Origin of the sequence: Ureibacillus sp. 179-F W5.1 NHS (assembly GCF_045369345.1) — a bacterium.
In the GTDB taxonomy this organism is placed as follows: Bacteria; Bacillota; Bacilli; order Bacillales_A; family Planococcaceae; genus Ureibacillus; species Ureibacillus halotolerans.
In genome coordinates, this window is the sequence record NZ_JBIQFG010000016.1 from 1 (window position 1) to 14,783 (window position 14,783).

General features: G+C 37.0%; 10 protein-coding genes. 5 read left to right on the forward strand and 5 right to left on the reverse strand.

The features are described from left to right. Positions 1-112 precede the first annotated feature (112 nt). The gene (locus ACH0B5_RS09145) at positions 113-679 is read right to left on the reverse strand and encodes a GNAT family N-acetyltransferase (RefSeq protein WP_406927750.1); all 567 of its coding nucleotides are present in this window, start codon (positions 677-679) and stop codon (positions 113-115) included. Between the two features lie 106 nt (positions 680-785). Next, on the reverse strand, positions 786-1,457 hold the full coding sequence (locus ACH0B5_RS09150; RefSeq protein WP_122973712.1) for a LytR/AlgR family response regulator transcription factor: 672 nt from the start codon (positions 1,455-1,457) through the stop codon (positions 786-788). Between the two features lie 215 nt (positions 1,458-1,672). On the opposite strand from ACH0B5_RS09150, the gene aceA reads away from it, so the two are divergent. The 3 genes from aceA to ACH0B5_RS09165 all read left to right on the forward strand — a co-directional run bounded on the left by aceA (position 1,673) and on the right by ACH0B5_RS09165 (position 6,011). Next, entirely contained in the window at positions 1,673-2,956 is a 1,284-nt protein-coding gene (gene aceA / locus ACH0B5_RS09155) for an isocitrate lyase (protein ID WP_122973713.1), read from the forward strand. A gap of 68 nt (positions 2,957-3,024) precedes the next feature. Beyond that, positions 3,025-4,626 carry a malate synthase A gene (aceB, locus tag ACH0B5_RS09160; protein ID WP_122973714.1) on the forward strand — a complete coding sequence of 534 codons (1,602 nt, stop codon included), beginning with the start codon at positions 3,025-3,027 and terminating at the stop codon, positions 4,624-4,626. Positions 4,627-4,832: 206 nt separating this feature from the next. Next, on the forward strand, positions 4,833-6,011 hold the full coding sequence (locus ACH0B5_RS09165) for a pyridoxal-phosphate-dependent aminotransferase family protein (protein ID WP_122973715.1): 1,179 nt from the start codon (positions 4,833-4,835) through the stop codon (positions 6,009-6,011). 59 nt (positions 6,012-6,070) lie between these two features. On the opposite strand, the gene ACH0B5_RS09170 is transcribed toward ACH0B5_RS09165, so the two are convergent. The 3 genes from ACH0B5_RS09170 to ACH0B5_RS09180 are packed head-to-tail and all read right to left on the reverse strand — an operon-like array spanning position 6,071 to position 10,837. Further along, a complete protein-coding gene (locus ACH0B5_RS09170) occupies positions 6,071-7,876 on the reverse strand; it encodes an ABC transporter substrate-binding protein (protein WP_122972684.1) in 1,806 nt (601 codons plus the stop codon). Positions 7,877-7,899: 23 nt separating this feature from the next. After that, positions 7,900-9,396 (reverse strand): ABC transporter permease, encoded by a 1,497-nt coding sequence (locus ACH0B5_RS09175; RefSeq protein WP_122972685.1) that lies wholly within the window; start codon positions 9,394-9,396, stop codon positions 7,900-7,902. A 1-nt stretch (position 9,397) separates the two neighbouring features. Further along, on the reverse strand, positions 9,398-10,837 hold the full coding sequence (locus ACH0B5_RS09180; RefSeq protein ID WP_406927751.1) for an ABC transporter permease: 1,440 nt from the start codon (positions 10,835-10,837) through the stop codon (positions 9,398-9,400). A gap of 139 nt (positions 10,838-10,976) precedes the next feature. Here ACH0B5_RS09180 and ACH0B5_RS09185 point away from each other — a divergent pair, with 139 nt between their 5' ends. Together ACH0B5_RS09185 and ade are read left to right on the forward strand one after the other, a co-directional pair. Then, a complete protein-coding gene (locus ACH0B5_RS09185) occupies positions 10,977-12,722 on the forward strand; it encodes an ABC transporter ATP-binding protein (RefSeq protein ID WP_122972687.1) in 1,746 nt (581 codons plus the stop codon). 134 nt (positions 12,723-12,856) lie between these two features. After that, complete coding sequence (gene ade, locus ACH0B5_RS09190) at positions 12,857-14,602, forward strand: adenine deaminase (protein ID WP_174232692.1); 1,746 nt, start codon at positions 12,857-12,859, stop codon at positions 14,600-14,602. Positions 14,603-14,783: the final 181 nt, after the last annotated feature.

Here is a 14,783-nt window from a genome sequence, read left to right on the forward strand (position 1 = left end):
CGTGTCATCGCGCTTCGCAGAAAGCGTCGATGGTAGTTGAGGGGTACCCCCTGTGAGAGTAGGACGTTGCTAGGCAACAAAGACCACTGAAAATTCAGTGGTCTCTTTAAACTTAATTTTGTTCATGCTCTTCCTTTAATATGGAGTAAATTTTTAAATCTTTATGTTCTCCTTTAACAAACATCGATTTTCTGAGGATGCCCTCAAAAGTCATGCCCGATTTTTGCATAACCCGCTCTGAACCAAAATTTTCTACAAAACATCGTGCTTGAATACGAGTAAGGTCCATATGTTCAAAGCCGAGAGAAATCACTTGCTTTGCTGCTTCCGTCATCATCCCTTTCCCCCAATGTTCATGAGAAAGGGCATATCCGATTTCAGCTGTTTTATGTTTTGTGTCCCATGTTATAAAATCGATGGTTCCAATGAATTTTTTATTTTCTTTGTCTACGATGCCCCAAGGAGAAAGTTGATGAGCTTTATATCTTTTTAATGAGAAGTCGATAAAGGCTTTCGTATCTTCAATCGTTTTGTGTGTATCCCACACTAAATATTTTGTAACTTCATCATTAGAACAATAATGAAACATTTCTTCTAAGTCATCGAGAGTTATTTTTCGAAGGATTAGACGTTCTGTTTCCAATATTGGGAGATCACTATAAATATCTTTTATTTTCATGACATCGCCTCTTCTCCAATTAAGTTAATAGTAATTATAAACGATTCGATGTCATCTACAAAGATGGTAGTTACTAAATTTTAACAAAATTATATTTATAAAAAGATTAAAACTCTAGTGCTCTTCTCAAATCATGGATATAAGACTGACTAACGGGTAGTTCTTCTCCATTTTTAAGTTCAACAACAAAGTTTGACGTTAAGTCTCGAGAGATTTTTTTTATATAGTAAATATTTAATATATAGGATCGATGAATGCGCAAAAAATATTCTGGAAGTTTAGTTTGGAGTTCCTTTAATGTCATATTTGATTTAAATTGTTCATTGTCGGTGTAAAACCAAGTTCGTTTTTGCAGACTTTCAATATAGGATATTTGCTTAACGGGGATAGGAGTCCAATCTTCATCTCGTTTCCCAGTTAAAAATTTAAAGGATTGTTGTTTTTCCGGAAAATATGTGGAAGGCAAAATAATAATTAAGGCAGCGTCTTGTTGATCAATCGTAATAGGATATCCCATTGTATAATAGGGTACTCCAAGGGTGGACGCATCAAGTACCAATTCAGTTTTTTTACGATGCTTCAGGACTTGTGCGGCAATGCTATCTGGATGAACATATTCCCCCGTTTTTAAATGAATATGATGAATGCTAGGACAATAGTAAATATACGTATTATCCGTTGCAATGGCTAAAGATGCATCCTTTGGTAGCCAATCTTCTAAAATAAGTTTGAATTGCTCTAAGCCCTCTTTAGATACATTCAAATTTCCTATTTTCATATTTAGAATCCCCCTAAGTGTTATAACTAAATCTAAATACTTCATCACGAATTAATACCAGTTCATCCCAAATTCTAAAGGTTTCGTCAGAAAATAATGAAAAATAAAATACTCTGTTATATATTAATTTACATCAAATACTTCTGTTATGGAACAGTAAATTCAAAAAATTTTTAACAGATTGTATTTAAACAAAGGGGAAGGTGTGAATATTCATGTCAACAAGACAAGAAAAAATTGAAGCTATAAAAAAGGATTGGGCAGAAAACCCACGCTGGAAAGGGATTGAAAGAACATATACTGCTGAAGAAGTTGTAAAATTACAAGGTTCTGTAGTAGTTGAACAAACTTTAGCCAAAAGAGGTGCGGCTCGTCTTTGGAAGTCATTGCATGAAGAAGACTTTATTAATGCTTTAGGTGCGTTAACTGGTAACCAAGCGGTACAACAAGTAAAGGCTGGTTTGAAAGCGATTTATTTATCTGGATGGCAAGTAGCTGCAGATGCGAACCTTGCTGGCCAAATGTACCCTGACCAATCATTATATCCAGCTAACTCAGTGCCTCAAGTTATAAAACGTATTAATCAAGCGTTACAAAGAGCAGATCAAATTGATCATGCAGAAGGGCGAAATGATGGCTTCGACTGGTTTGCACCAATTGTTGCAGATGCAGAGGCTGGATTCGGCGGACCTTTAAATGTGTTCGAACTTGTAAAATCAATGGTTGAAGCGGGTGCTGCTGGCGTTCATTTAGAGGACCAGCTTGCTTCTGAGAAAAAATGCGGTCACCTTGGCGGGAAAGTATTACTTCCTACTCAAAACGCTGTTCGTAATTTGATTGCTGCTCGTCTTGCAATGGACGTAATGGGAGTAGATACAATTTTAATTGCACGTACAGATGCCGATGCTGCGGACATGGTAACTAGTGATATTGACCCTCGAGATGCAGAATTTATTACAGGGGAACGTACGCCAGAAGGATTCTTCCGTACGAAAGCAGGCATTAAGCAAGCAATTGCCCGCGGTTTAGCGTACGCACCGTATGCGGATTTAATTTGGTGTGAAACTTCCAATCCATCTTTAGAAGAAGCTCGTCAATTTGCAGAAGGGATTCATGCGAAATTCCCAGGCAAAATGTTAGCTTACAACTGTTCACCTTCCTTTAACTGGAAAGCGAAACTGTCAGATAAAGAAATTGCAGAATTCCAACGCGAGATTGCGAAAATGGGCTATAAATTCCAATTCGTTACATTAGCTGGTTTCCATTCACTTAATAAATCGATGTTTGAACTTGCATTAGACTATAAAGATAATGGTATGGCTGCATACTCAAAACTTCAACAGGCGGAGTTTGATTTAGAAGCGAAGGGCTATACAGCTACAAAACATCAACGTGAAGTAGGTACTGGTTACTTTGATGAAGTGTCACAAACAATTTCTGGTGGTACATCGTCAACAACTGCAATGGCGGGATCTACAGAAGCAGAACAATTCGTATAACGAATGTTTGAAATTTGCCTAGGCATGATTTGAATAATGTTATTTATATAAGGGTGGGGATTTTGAAAATGGAACAGGCAACATCACAAAAGCTTAAAATTGTTGGGGAACTAACAGAACAAGCAAAGGAAATTTTAACGCCTGAGGCACTTGAATTCATTGTTTCACTTCATGATAAGTTTAATGGGCGACGAAAGGAATTATTAGAAAAACGGAATGAAAGGCAAAAGCGACTTGATGGGGGTGAGCAACTAGAATTTTTACGAGAAACAGAGGAAATTCGTCAAGGAGATTGGACAATTGCCCCCCTTCCAAAAGATTTACAAGATCGTCGTGTAGAAATTACTGGGCCGGCAGTAGACCGCAAAATGGTTATTAATGCATTAAACTCTGGTGCCAAAATGTTTATGGCATGTTTTGAAGATGCATCGACGCCAACATGGGAAAACATGATTGCTGGTCAAATTAATATGCGGGATTCCGTCCGTCGTACTATTGAGTTTACCCAAGAATCGAATGGGAAAACGTATAAACTTAATGAACAAACCGCTGTTCTTTTAGTTCGGCCGCGTGGTTTGCATTTACTTGAAAAAAATGTACTCGTTGATGGGGAACCTATGTCCGGTAGCTTCTTTGACTTTGGCTTGTATTTCTTCCATAACGTAAAGGAATTATTGGCTAACGGATCCGGTCCATACTTTTACTTACCGAAGCTTGAAAGTCATTTAGAGGCAAGACTTTGGAACGATGTGTTTGTTTATGCCCAACAATATTTAAATATTCCACAAGGTACAATTAAAGCAACTGTATTAATTGAAACAATCGTTGCTGCCTTTGAAATGGACGAAATTTTATATGAACTGCGGGAGCATTCAGCAGGACTAAATTGTGGTCGTTGGGATTATATTTTCAGCTTTATTAAACGATTACGAAATCAGCCGGATGTTGTTTTGCCAGACCGTGGTCAAGTAACAATGACCGTTCCGTTTATGAAGGCTTATACATCCTTATGTATTCAAACTTGCCATAAACGGAATGCCCCTGCGATGGGCGGTATGGCAGCCCAAATTCCGGTAAAAAATGACGAAGAGGCGAATAAACTTGCCTTTGCAAAAGTTGCGGAAGATAAACGTCGTGAAGCAACGGATGGTCATGATGGTACTTGGGTTGCTCATCCAGGGTTAGTTCCGGTTGCCATGGAACAATTCGATGCGATTATGAAAACACCGAATCAAATTGATAAAAAACGTGAAGATGTTAAAGTAACGGCAGAGGATCTTGTTGCCGTACCAAAAGGTACAATTACAGAAGAAGGTCTTCGTATCAATTGTAGTGTAGGTGTACAATATATTGCATCATGGTTACGAGGAAATGGTGCTGCACCTATTAATAATTTAATGGAAGATGCAGCAACTGCTGAGATTTCCCGTACCCAAGTATGGCAATGGATTCGTCATGAAAAGGGAATTTTAGAAGATGGACGTAAAGTGACATTGGAGTTAACACTGGAAGTATTAAATGAAGAGCTTGCAAAAATTAAAGAAGCTGTTGGGAAACAGGCTTATAACAGTGGTCGTTACGAAGAGGCGGCGGAACTGTTTAAAACTTTAATCGAGCAAGACGAGTTTATTGAATTTCTAACTTTACCGGGTTATGAAAAAATAAGCTAATTTACAAAAGGGATGAAAAGGTTGCCTCCTTTATTTATTCCTTCGTTCTAAGGGGATTATATATAAATTAATTGTTCGACATGGGGATGGGTGTCTTACTAGTGTAATAGCTAGTAAGACATTCTTTTTGTTTTAAAGAAGGGAAATCATCGATTATTGGAGAAAAGGTTAAGGATAGAAAAACGTACATAAAGGGAAGGTGTCACATGAAAAATAAGGAATTGCTTTTAGTGCCAGGACCAACACCGGTTATAGATGAGATTTATGATGCTTTAGCGAATGAAACTAGGGGACATACGGATCCTCGGTTTGTAGCAATTTATAAAAATGCTATTGAACAGACGAAACAGTTGCTTCAAACCGATGGGGAAGTATTTATTGTTGCAGGATCAGGAACTTTGGCAATGGAAATGGCAATCGTTAATACGATTGGAAAAGGAGAAAGACTACTTGTAATAAGCCATGGTTATTTTGGTGATCGATTTAAACCTTTAGCAAAAGCTTATGGAATTGAAGTAGATGTGTTGCAAGCAGAGTGGGGCAAGCAAGTGGATCCATTACTTGTAGAGGAAACATTGACACAAAAAGAATATAAAGCGGTAACAATTACGCATGCAGATACTTCGACGGGGGTTCTTTCAGACTTAGACATCCTCGTACCATTAATTAAAAAAACAGGTGCCTTAGTTATATTGGATGGAGTAGTTGCTACGGCTGCCCTTGATGAGAATATGAGTAAGTCTTATGGTGGAAATGCAGAATATAAGATTGATATTGTATTAACTGGATCCCAAAAAGCGATTGGTATTCCACCGGGTCTTGCGATCATAGCTTTCAATCAAACAGCCTTAAAAGCAAGGGATGCCTTAGGCGAAGTAGCTGCCTACTATTGTGATATAAAGAATTGGATCCCTATTATGCAAGATCCATCGAAATATTTCGCAACGCCACCAGTAAACTTAATTTATGCATACCAAAAGGCAATGGATATAGTGCTAGAAGAAGGAATAAAACAAAGGGAGCAACGTCATATTGCTTTTGGGCGAGGGATACGTGCTGCCCTACGTACGTTCGGTATGAAACCTTTAGCTAATGAAGAAGTGTCAGCCCCTACTTTAAGTTGTATTTTATATCCTGAAGGGGTAGATGATGTAGCTTTTCGAACGTTACTTTCCCATAAAGGAATTATTGTCGCTGGAGCTTTGGCCCACTTAGCAGGCAAAGCTTTCCGCATTGGTCATATGGGGAATACAACTGCGGAAATGCTAGAACAAGCAATTCGAAGCGTAGGGGAAGTATTGCATGAGCTAGGGGTGGAAGTAAATCAAGAACTAGCTCTACAGTCGTTTAAAGAGGAACTGTTATTGATTGGACAAACCCATTAAAAATAAAAAACTCGAGTATTTTAGTATACTCGAGTTTTTATGATGGTTAAAGATGACGATTATTTACTTTCGTTATAAGCATTTAAGAATTCTGCAACCTTTTCTTTATCTGCTTCAAGTTTTAAGCCAGTATCAATTAATGGCGATACTGTTGAAACAGCTGGACGCTTATTACCTTGATAGTAAGTGATAAATTCTTCTTGGTTTATTGAGTAAAGAATAGCTTTACGTAAATCAGCTGAATCTGAAACTTCACGACCTGATGTGTTGAATTGTAAGTACGATACCGCGTTACTATCAGCTTGGTTTAAAGTTAAGTTTTTATCTGAAGTAACGACATCGTATTTCGTTTCTGGTACGGATTGAAGTACATGAATTTCCCCATTACGTAATGCGGATAATGCACTATCGTTATCATCAATAAAGCGTACAGAAATATTCGTAATCTTTGGTTCATATTCACTACCTACTCGGTAAGCAGGATTTTTCACGAATGTTGCTTCATAATCATTCTTTTTCACTAAAATGTATGGGCCGCTCGCATATAAATGGTTGTTATATGAGTCGCCTTCTGTCACAGTTGCTTGGTCACCATAGGCAACATCTTTATTTGGATCATAGTTTGCTACGTCATAAGTATTGATACTTGAAACTTGCCTTTCAGAAACGATGCCACCGGATTGGTGAGCTAAATAGTTTAATACTTGTGGGAATGGGTTAGGCGTTGTAATTTTAACCACTTGGTATTTCCCTGAGGCATTATCAACTTCCTCTTTTGAATCGACTAATTCTGTTACTGGTGCTGGTAAACCTTTTGATAAAGCATCTAAAATTGTTTCGTCAGAACCTGCAACTTTTCCATTTTGTAATTCAGCTAAATCCGTCACTATTTCAACAGTTTCAATATTTTCATGAATACTATATGTGCGGTGGTCTGGAACTGAGTTTGGATCTTTTGCGCGGTTTAAAGAGAACACAACATCTTCCGCTGATACAAGCTCTTTCGTGTCAACTGCTGTTCCGTTTTCTACCTTTGCAAAGTTAATATCATCACGTAAAATGAAGTAAAATTCAGAGTTGCCATCTGCCATTACGTGGTTGTAAGATAATGAACCATCTGAAACGACTTTATCATCATCCGTTAAGTTTACTAAACGTACATACATGTTTGTATTTAATGTATTGATAGAACCGTCATTCCCTTTAATAGGATCAAGAGAAGTAAGCGTTGAAATTGCTTGATGTAATACGAGCGTTTCGCTTTCGTTTAGAGACTCATCATTAAAAGAAATGGATTCCCATACTTGTGCACGGGATTTAGGAAGACGAACCGTTTCAGGATTTACTTCCGCTGAATAAATACCTTGTGCTTTATTCGAAATATATAGGGGGGCAATATAAGCTTGATCAAATACTAAAAGTTGTTCAAGCTCTTTATAAGCTTCTTTTGCTTCATCGCCAGTTAATGTACTTGCTTTATCGATTAATTCATCTAATTTTGAATCACTAACAACACTGTAGTCTCCGCCTGTTTTGAATAAACCACGCACAGCATAGTCAGGGTTACCTGTTACTGTAGTCCAACTAGATAGAGCGACATCGTAGTTACCAGCGTCTTTTTGAGCTGAAAAAGAACCATAATCCGGTTGAATATTTAACACTACATCAAAGCCGTTTTTCGTTAATTGGTCACGTAAAATATTTATATCATTTTCGTTTGAAGCCATTCCTAAAATTTCAACAGATGGTTTTTCACCAGAAGTCGATGTATCAGCATCTCCTCCACCTTCAACATCCTTTTTCGTTTGTACACAGCCTGCAAGAGCGAGAACTGCTACAAGTAAAAGGGCAAATAGTCTTTTCATATGAACCTCCAAAAAATAGTTTTTTAATTTGTTTTAGGGTCTAATGCATCACGTAAACCATCACCAAAGAAGTTAAATGATAGTACGAGTAACATAATGCAAACCCCAGGGGAAATTGCTAAATATGAATGGGTTTCAAGGTAAGTGCTACCGATTTTTAAAATATTCCCCCATTCGGGAATATGTGGTTCTACTCCTAAGCCGAGGAAACTTAAGCTGCTTGTTGAAATGACAGCTCCACCTATTGTTAAAGTTGCTTTTACAATCATCGGTGCTAACGAGTTAGGTACGATATGTTTAAAAATAATCGAACTATCGGAGGCTCCTAACGCTCTAGCGGATTCTACAAACTCATAGTTAGAGATTTGCATCACGGTTGCACGCATTGTACGTGCATAAGTAGGGATCGAACCAACGCTAAGGGCGATAATTAAATTCACAGTATTTGCACCGAACGCAGCGATAATGGCAATCGCTAATAAAATTCCAGGGATAGCATATAAAATATCTAACAAACGCATGATGATGTTATCCGTTTTCTTGCCATAATAACCTGAAAGTGCGCCAAGTGTTCCTCCAATAACAGCTGGAATAACGGTAGCGGAAAAACCAACAATTAATGAAATTTGGGCCCCAAATACAATCCTTGAAAATAAATCACGACCGAAGTCATCAGTTCCAAGGGGATATTCAAGGGTGGGTGTTTGCAAAATAGCACTATAATTATTTTCAGTTGCAAAATCATAGTCAAAGGTCCAAGGACTTATAACGGATAATGAAAACATAAAAATAATAAAAAACAGACCAAATACAGCCATAGAATTACTTAAAATTTTTCGCCACATTTTTTGCCATTTTTCAATGGAAGAAGCATCTTTATTACGTGCTTTTTTGATTAGTCCAATTCCTAATAGAAAGGAAAATAAGTTCCCAGTTAATAATGGGAATAATAGAACAATCCCAATAGGTAACATCCATTTAGGGGCAAAGGTTGAACTTACAAGGTTGGCAACGAGTACAAGCATAAATCCATAGAAAATCGTTAGAGCAATAAATAGACTGATAGCTAATAAAAATGAATCAACGACATAAGGTTTAAATAGATTAAGAGCGGAAATGCCAATAATCAGAATTTGAGTTAAAAAAGCGTAAATGGCGAAAATATATTCCGGCGTCTTATTTTTTGTTATAAGTGTAAATCCGTAGCTACTCGAAAAAATATTCCCTACCAGTATCGTGAATATTAAAGGGATACCGAGTAATCGGGTACGCTTTTGAATTTCTCTACTAGTTGCTAAGTCTCTTTTTATCTGTTTCGAAATAAACCAAACATATAAAGTGGTTAGGAGATAAATAAGGAATAGAGTTAAAACGATAGGTCGAACGGTTTGGCTATTAAAATTAAAACTGTAAAGAAAAAACAAGAATGAAAAAATAGCAGAAAAGGATAATGTAAAATGAGCATTTCCATATTCCTGTGTTATTTTTAAAAGCAGTTTTACATTTGAGATGACCTTCACATTACCCCTCCTTTTTCATTTTTGAGCGAATTCGTGGATCAAAGAATGCATAAGTAATGTCAATGATTAAGTTAACGATGGATATCGTAATAGCGATATAAACAACACCACCTAAAATGGCAGGGATGTCTGGGATGAATTGTTTATCAACGATATAGCTTCCAATCCCACTAATATTAAAGACTTTCTCTGTTACGGAAGCACCGCCTAGCATTCCTCCAAACAAGAGCCCAATAACAGTAATAATCGGAATCATCGCATTTCGAATCGCATGTTGGAAAACGACTTTTCGTTCATTTAATCCCATTGCTTTTGCTGTAATAATGTAATCTTCATGTATGACTTCTAGCATTGAAGAACGCGTCATTCGAGCGATGGACGCTGTTAAGGATGTTCCAAGAACAACGACTGGCAATACGAGTGATAACCAGTTTTGTGGATTATACGTTGCAGGGAACCAATTAAGCTCTAAAGAGAACGTTAAAATAAATATCAATCCTTGCCAAAAAGCAGGGATGGAAAGCCCAATTAGCGCCAAAATCATAAAAGAATAGTCTAAAAATGAGTTTGGACGGATAGCTGAAATGATGCCAACTGGTATGGCAATGATAATGGACATCAAAAGTGAAAATACAGCAATTTCGAGTGTGACAGGAAACTTATTTGCAATACTAGCCATAATATCTTCTTTTCCTGCAAAGGAAGTTCCTAAGTCGAAAGTAAATAGTCCAGAAAGGGAATGCCATAATTGAACGAAATAAGGTTGATCTAAGCCATAAAGTTGATTAAAGTTTTCAATTTGTTCTGGAGTTGCTTCGACTCCAAGAATATTTCGAGCCGGATCTAATGGTGAAATATAAAGAATCGTAAAAACAAGTGTTGCTACACCTAATATAACGAAAAGAGTTTGGATGACCCGTTCAAAAATGAATTGTACGAACGGATTACTATAAAGAAGTAAAAAACTATACATCAATAGCCCAGGTATAGCAGAAACAATTAAAAATTTTTTATTTTGTAAGAGATGGATAAAGAAATTTTGATACGTATATTCCTCTAATCCTAATAAGTCCACTTGTTTTTCTACTTCTTTTTGAAGCTTCTCTTGTACAAGGAGATCAACGTTCTTATTTATTTGTTCCTTTGATAAAGATTCATGAAAGAAGGAAGCTTTTCTATTTTCCTGTTCCAAAAATTGTTGCTTCCATGCTTCAACGTGTCCCTTAGAAACAATTTCCTGTTTACTGATTTCATAAGCTTTTCTGTAAGGCTGTTGGTATTGTTCTTTTTTCAAATGGAATAGGATGAACGTTACGATATGTACTGGCAGCCCGAGTATAAATAAAAGCATCAAATAGCTTCTTCTATTCGATAGTTTTTTAAAGGTACTGTCAAAAATGGATGTTGTTTTGGAAGAATGGGTAATTCCCTTTTGATTCATTGAAGTCCTCCTTTCTCGAAGAATATAAATATCTTTATCTTGAAATAAACGAATTACCATATTAAACTATTCCTAGTGGTATAGTATGATATGAGTAAATGATTGTCAATAAAATTTATTTTTATAAAGGATGATAAAAATGAACAATACAATATTAGAGGTGAATAACCTCCGTGTTTCATTTATCGTCGACGATAAGGAGTTTGAAGCGGTTAAAGGTGTAAGTTTTCATGTCAATAAAGGGGAGACAGTCGGAATCGTAGGTGAGTCTGGAAGTGGAAAAAGTGTTACGGCCCGCTCTATTATGCGCTTACTTCCATCCCCACCTAGTTTCTTAAAGTCTGGTGAAATCCATTTCCGAGGAAAAAATTTAGTTGAACAGTCCGAAAAGGAAATGGAATCTGTTCGAGGTCAACATATTAGTATGATTTTTCAAGACCCGATGACGTCTTTAAACCCAACTATTCGAATCGGCGAACAAATTTCAGAAAGTTTAAAAAAACACCAACAAGTCTCTAAAAATGAAGCATATAAAAAAACAATTGAATTGTTAGAGCTAGTAGGAATTAAAAATAGTGAAAAACGCTACACACAATATCCTCATGAGTTTTCTGGGGGGATGAGACAACGGGCAATGATTGCGATGGCATTAGCATGTAATCCTTCATTGCTTATTGCAGATGAACCAACAACCGCATTAGACGTTACAATCCAAGCGCAAATCTTATCACTAATGAAAAGTATGCAGGAGCGTTTAGGCACATCTATTATTTTAATTACTCATGATTTAGGTGTAGTAGCTGGAATGTGCGACCGAGTGATTGTAATGAAGGAAGGAGAAATTGTTGAAGAGGGAACGACGGAAGAAATTTTCAACAATCCTCAACATCCCTATACACAACGTTTATTGAATGCACTTCCAAAACTCCATGAAAAAAAGGAACCAAAAAAAGCACCTTTAAATAATATGGACTTTAATTTATCTAAGCCTCTTCTCGAAATACAATCATTAAAAAAACATTTTGATCTTGGCCAAGGAGAAATATTAAAAGCGGTAGATGATTTATCCTTTGAAATTTATCCTGGGGAAACGTTGGGGTTAGTAGGAGAATCCGGTTCTGGAAAATCAACAACAGGGCGTACTATTCTGCAATTGCATGAACCGACAGATGGAGATGTTTTATATAAAGGAATTCCGATTACACGTTTGTCAAAAAAACAATTAAAAACAATGAGAAGACATATGCAAATTATTTTCCAAGACCCTTACTCTTCCTTAAACCCACGGAAAAAAGTGTTGGATATTATAGGAGAAGCGTTAGATCTTCATGGGCTTGTGAAAAATAAAGAAGAGCGGAGAGCACGGGTAGAGGAGTTGCTTGAATTAGTAGGTTTAAATAAAGCGCATGCTAGCCGTTATCCCCATGAGTTTTCCGGTGGTCAACGACAACGTATTGGGATTGCTAGAGCTTTAGCAGTGGAGCCAGACTTTATCGTCTGCGATGAACCACTATCTGCCCTCGATGTATCGATTCAAAAGCAAATTGTTGATTTATTAAAAGATTTACAGCATCGATTAGGATTAACATATTTATTTATTGCCCATGATTTATCAATGGTCAAACATATAAGTGATCGAGTGGCAGTTATGTATGGTGGAAAAATTGTCGAGTTAGCGGAAAGTGAAGAGTTGTATTCCAATCCTCAGCACCCTTACACAAAGAGCCTTTTACAATCGATACCGATTCCGGACCCAGGTATTGAAAAGAAAAAGAAGCGTCTTTTAGATAAAGAGTCGAGTGCAAATAAATACGATGTCCAAAATACTGTATTAAAAGAAATAGTTCCAAGTCATTGGGTAGCAGTGCCTCGACATGAATTATAAAAATAGAAATCTCTTTGAACGCGGAATATGTTCAAAGGGATTTTTCATTTCTTTGACAGTTATATTACGAAATTTATAAAAATATATTGTATGATAGTAGGAATAAACAATTCCATAGGGAAAGGGCTGTTAAAATGAGCGACCAAACGATAAAAAAATCCATTCAAATATCCCAAAAGAAAATGGAAGCAGATTTTATTTTAAAAAATGCTTATGTTGCAGATGTCTTTTCTCTATGTTGGAGAAGGGCAAATATCGTTGTAGCAGAGGGGAAAATTATAGCCCTTGATGAGAAAGACGAGTTTACAGCATCCGTTATAGAAGACGCAGAAGGGAAATACGTAATTCCTGGATTAATCGATGCACACATTCATATTGAATCTTCAATGTTAACTCCATCCCAATTCAGCGAAATTTTATTACCCCATGGTATTACTTCTGTTATTACTGATCCTCACGAAATCGTCAATGTTTCAGGATCTAAAGGAATGGAATACATGTTAGAAGATGCAGAAAATGCGAAAATGGACATTTATTTCATGTTGCCTTCCAGTGTTCCAAGTACTTCTTTTGAAAATTCTGGAGCGGTCATGAAAGCAAACGATTTAGCATCCTTTTTAAAACATGGACGAGTCCTTGGCCTTGCAGAAGTAATGGACTTTCCGGCCGTTCTAGAAACGGATTCGGACATGCTAGATAAGTTAAGCCTTGTTCAAAAGGCAAATAAACTTATTGATGGCCATGGAGCTGGCTTAAATAGAGAACAACTTCGAGGCTATCGCGCTGCAGGTATTCAAACAGATCATGAATGTGTAACGGCAGCAGAAGCACGGGAACGAATTAAACAAGGTATGTATGTACTGATGAGAGAAGGTTCGGCTGCAAAAAATTTAGTGGATTTATTGCCAGCTGTCACACCTGCCAATGCGCGACGTTTTGCCTTTTGTACAGATGATAAACATTTGGATGAACTAATGGAAGAGGGCAGTATTAATTTTGCCGTGTCCCTTGCGATTAAACAGGGTATGACCCCACTACAAGCAATTCAAATTGCCACATTAAATGCAGCAGAGTGTTACCGCCTCTATGATAGAGGGGCTATTGCAGAAGGATATGTTGCTGACCTTGTCATGCTAGAGGATTTACAAACGATGGAAATTGCTACGGTATGGAAAAATGGAGAGAAGGTTGCCGAAAAAGGTAAAGCATTCCAGAAGGAAAAAAAGAAAACAACGGTCGGTCAAACAATTCTCCAATCCGTCCATATTCCAAAACTAACTGAAAAAGATTTGGCCATAACATTTAGTAAAGGAAATAGAGCAAATGTTATCGAAATTATACCAAATCAAATTATAACGAAGCATATTGAAAAAGAAGTAGATATTGAAAATGGTTATTTTGTTCCTTCTATTGAAAAGGACTTATTAAAAATTGCAGTCATCGAGCGTCATCATTCTCTCGGTACAAAAGGATTAGCAATTGTTCATGGGTTCGGTTTGCAAAAGGGAGCAGTAGCGACTACAGTTGCCCATGATTCTCATAACGCAATTGTTGTTGGGACAAATGATCAAGATATGCTTGTAGCCCTTGAAGCATTACAGGCGATGCAAGGTGGGCTTGTTGTAGTAGATGAGGGGGAAGTAATCGGGTCCCTTGCATTACCTATAGCTGGTCTTATGACTTCATTAAATGCAGAAGAAGCTGTGAAGAAGCTGGAGGATATACATAAGGCACTTCACGACATTCATTCAGATTTACACTTTCACTTCTTTTTAACTTTATCTTTCTTAAGTTTGCCAGTTATTCCTGAGCTAAAATTAACGGATACGGGGTTATTTAATGTGAGGACTTTCCAACACATCCCGGTTGAAATTGTTTAGCAAAACACGTCGAAAAAGCTTGTTTAATTAGAGAGTTTGTCCTTTAGGGAACAATCTTTTACACTCCTTGGACAAGATACTATAATAGATATGTAAGCATTCCTTCCTTTTAAAAGGATCCTATAATGATTTCAAGTAATAGACTTTAAAAGATTTTTCGTACTAACTGATTAGTACTACA

Coding starts and splice junctions, on each gene's coding strand:
- ACH0B5_RS09150 (WP_122973712.1), bottom strand. CDS start 1,457: ATGAAAATAGGAAATTTGAATGTATCTAAAGAGGGCTTAGAGCAATTC.
- ACH0B5_RS09145 (WP_406927750.1), bottom strand. CDS start 679: ATGAAAATAAAAGATATTTATAGTGATCTCCCAATATTGGAAACAGAA.
- ACH0B5_RS09165 (WP_122973715.1), top strand. CDS start 4,833: ATGAAAAATAAGGAATTGCTTTTAGTGCCAGGACCAACACCGGTTATA.
- ade (WP_174232692.1), top strand. CDS start 12,857: ATGAGCGACCAAACGATAAAAAAATCCATTCAAATATCCCAAAAGAAA.
- ACH0B5_RS09180 (WP_406927751.1), bottom strand. CDS start 10,837: ATGAATCAAAAGGGAATTACCCATTCTTCCAAAACAACATCCATTTTT.
- aceB (WP_122973714.1), top strand. CDS start 3,025: ATGGAACAGGCAACATCACAAAAGCTTAAAATTGTTGGGGAACTAACA.
- ACH0B5_RS09185 (WP_122972687.1), top strand. CDS start 10,977: ATGAACAATACAATATTAGAGGTGAATAACCTCCGTGTTTCATTTATC.
- aceA (WP_122973713.1), top strand. CDS start 1,673: ATGTCAACAAGACAAGAAAAAATTGAAGCTATAAAAAAGGATTGGGCA.
- ACH0B5_RS09170 (WP_122972684.1), bottom strand. CDS start 7,876: ATGAAAAGACTATTTGCCCTTTTACTTGTAGCAGTTCTCGCTCTTGCA.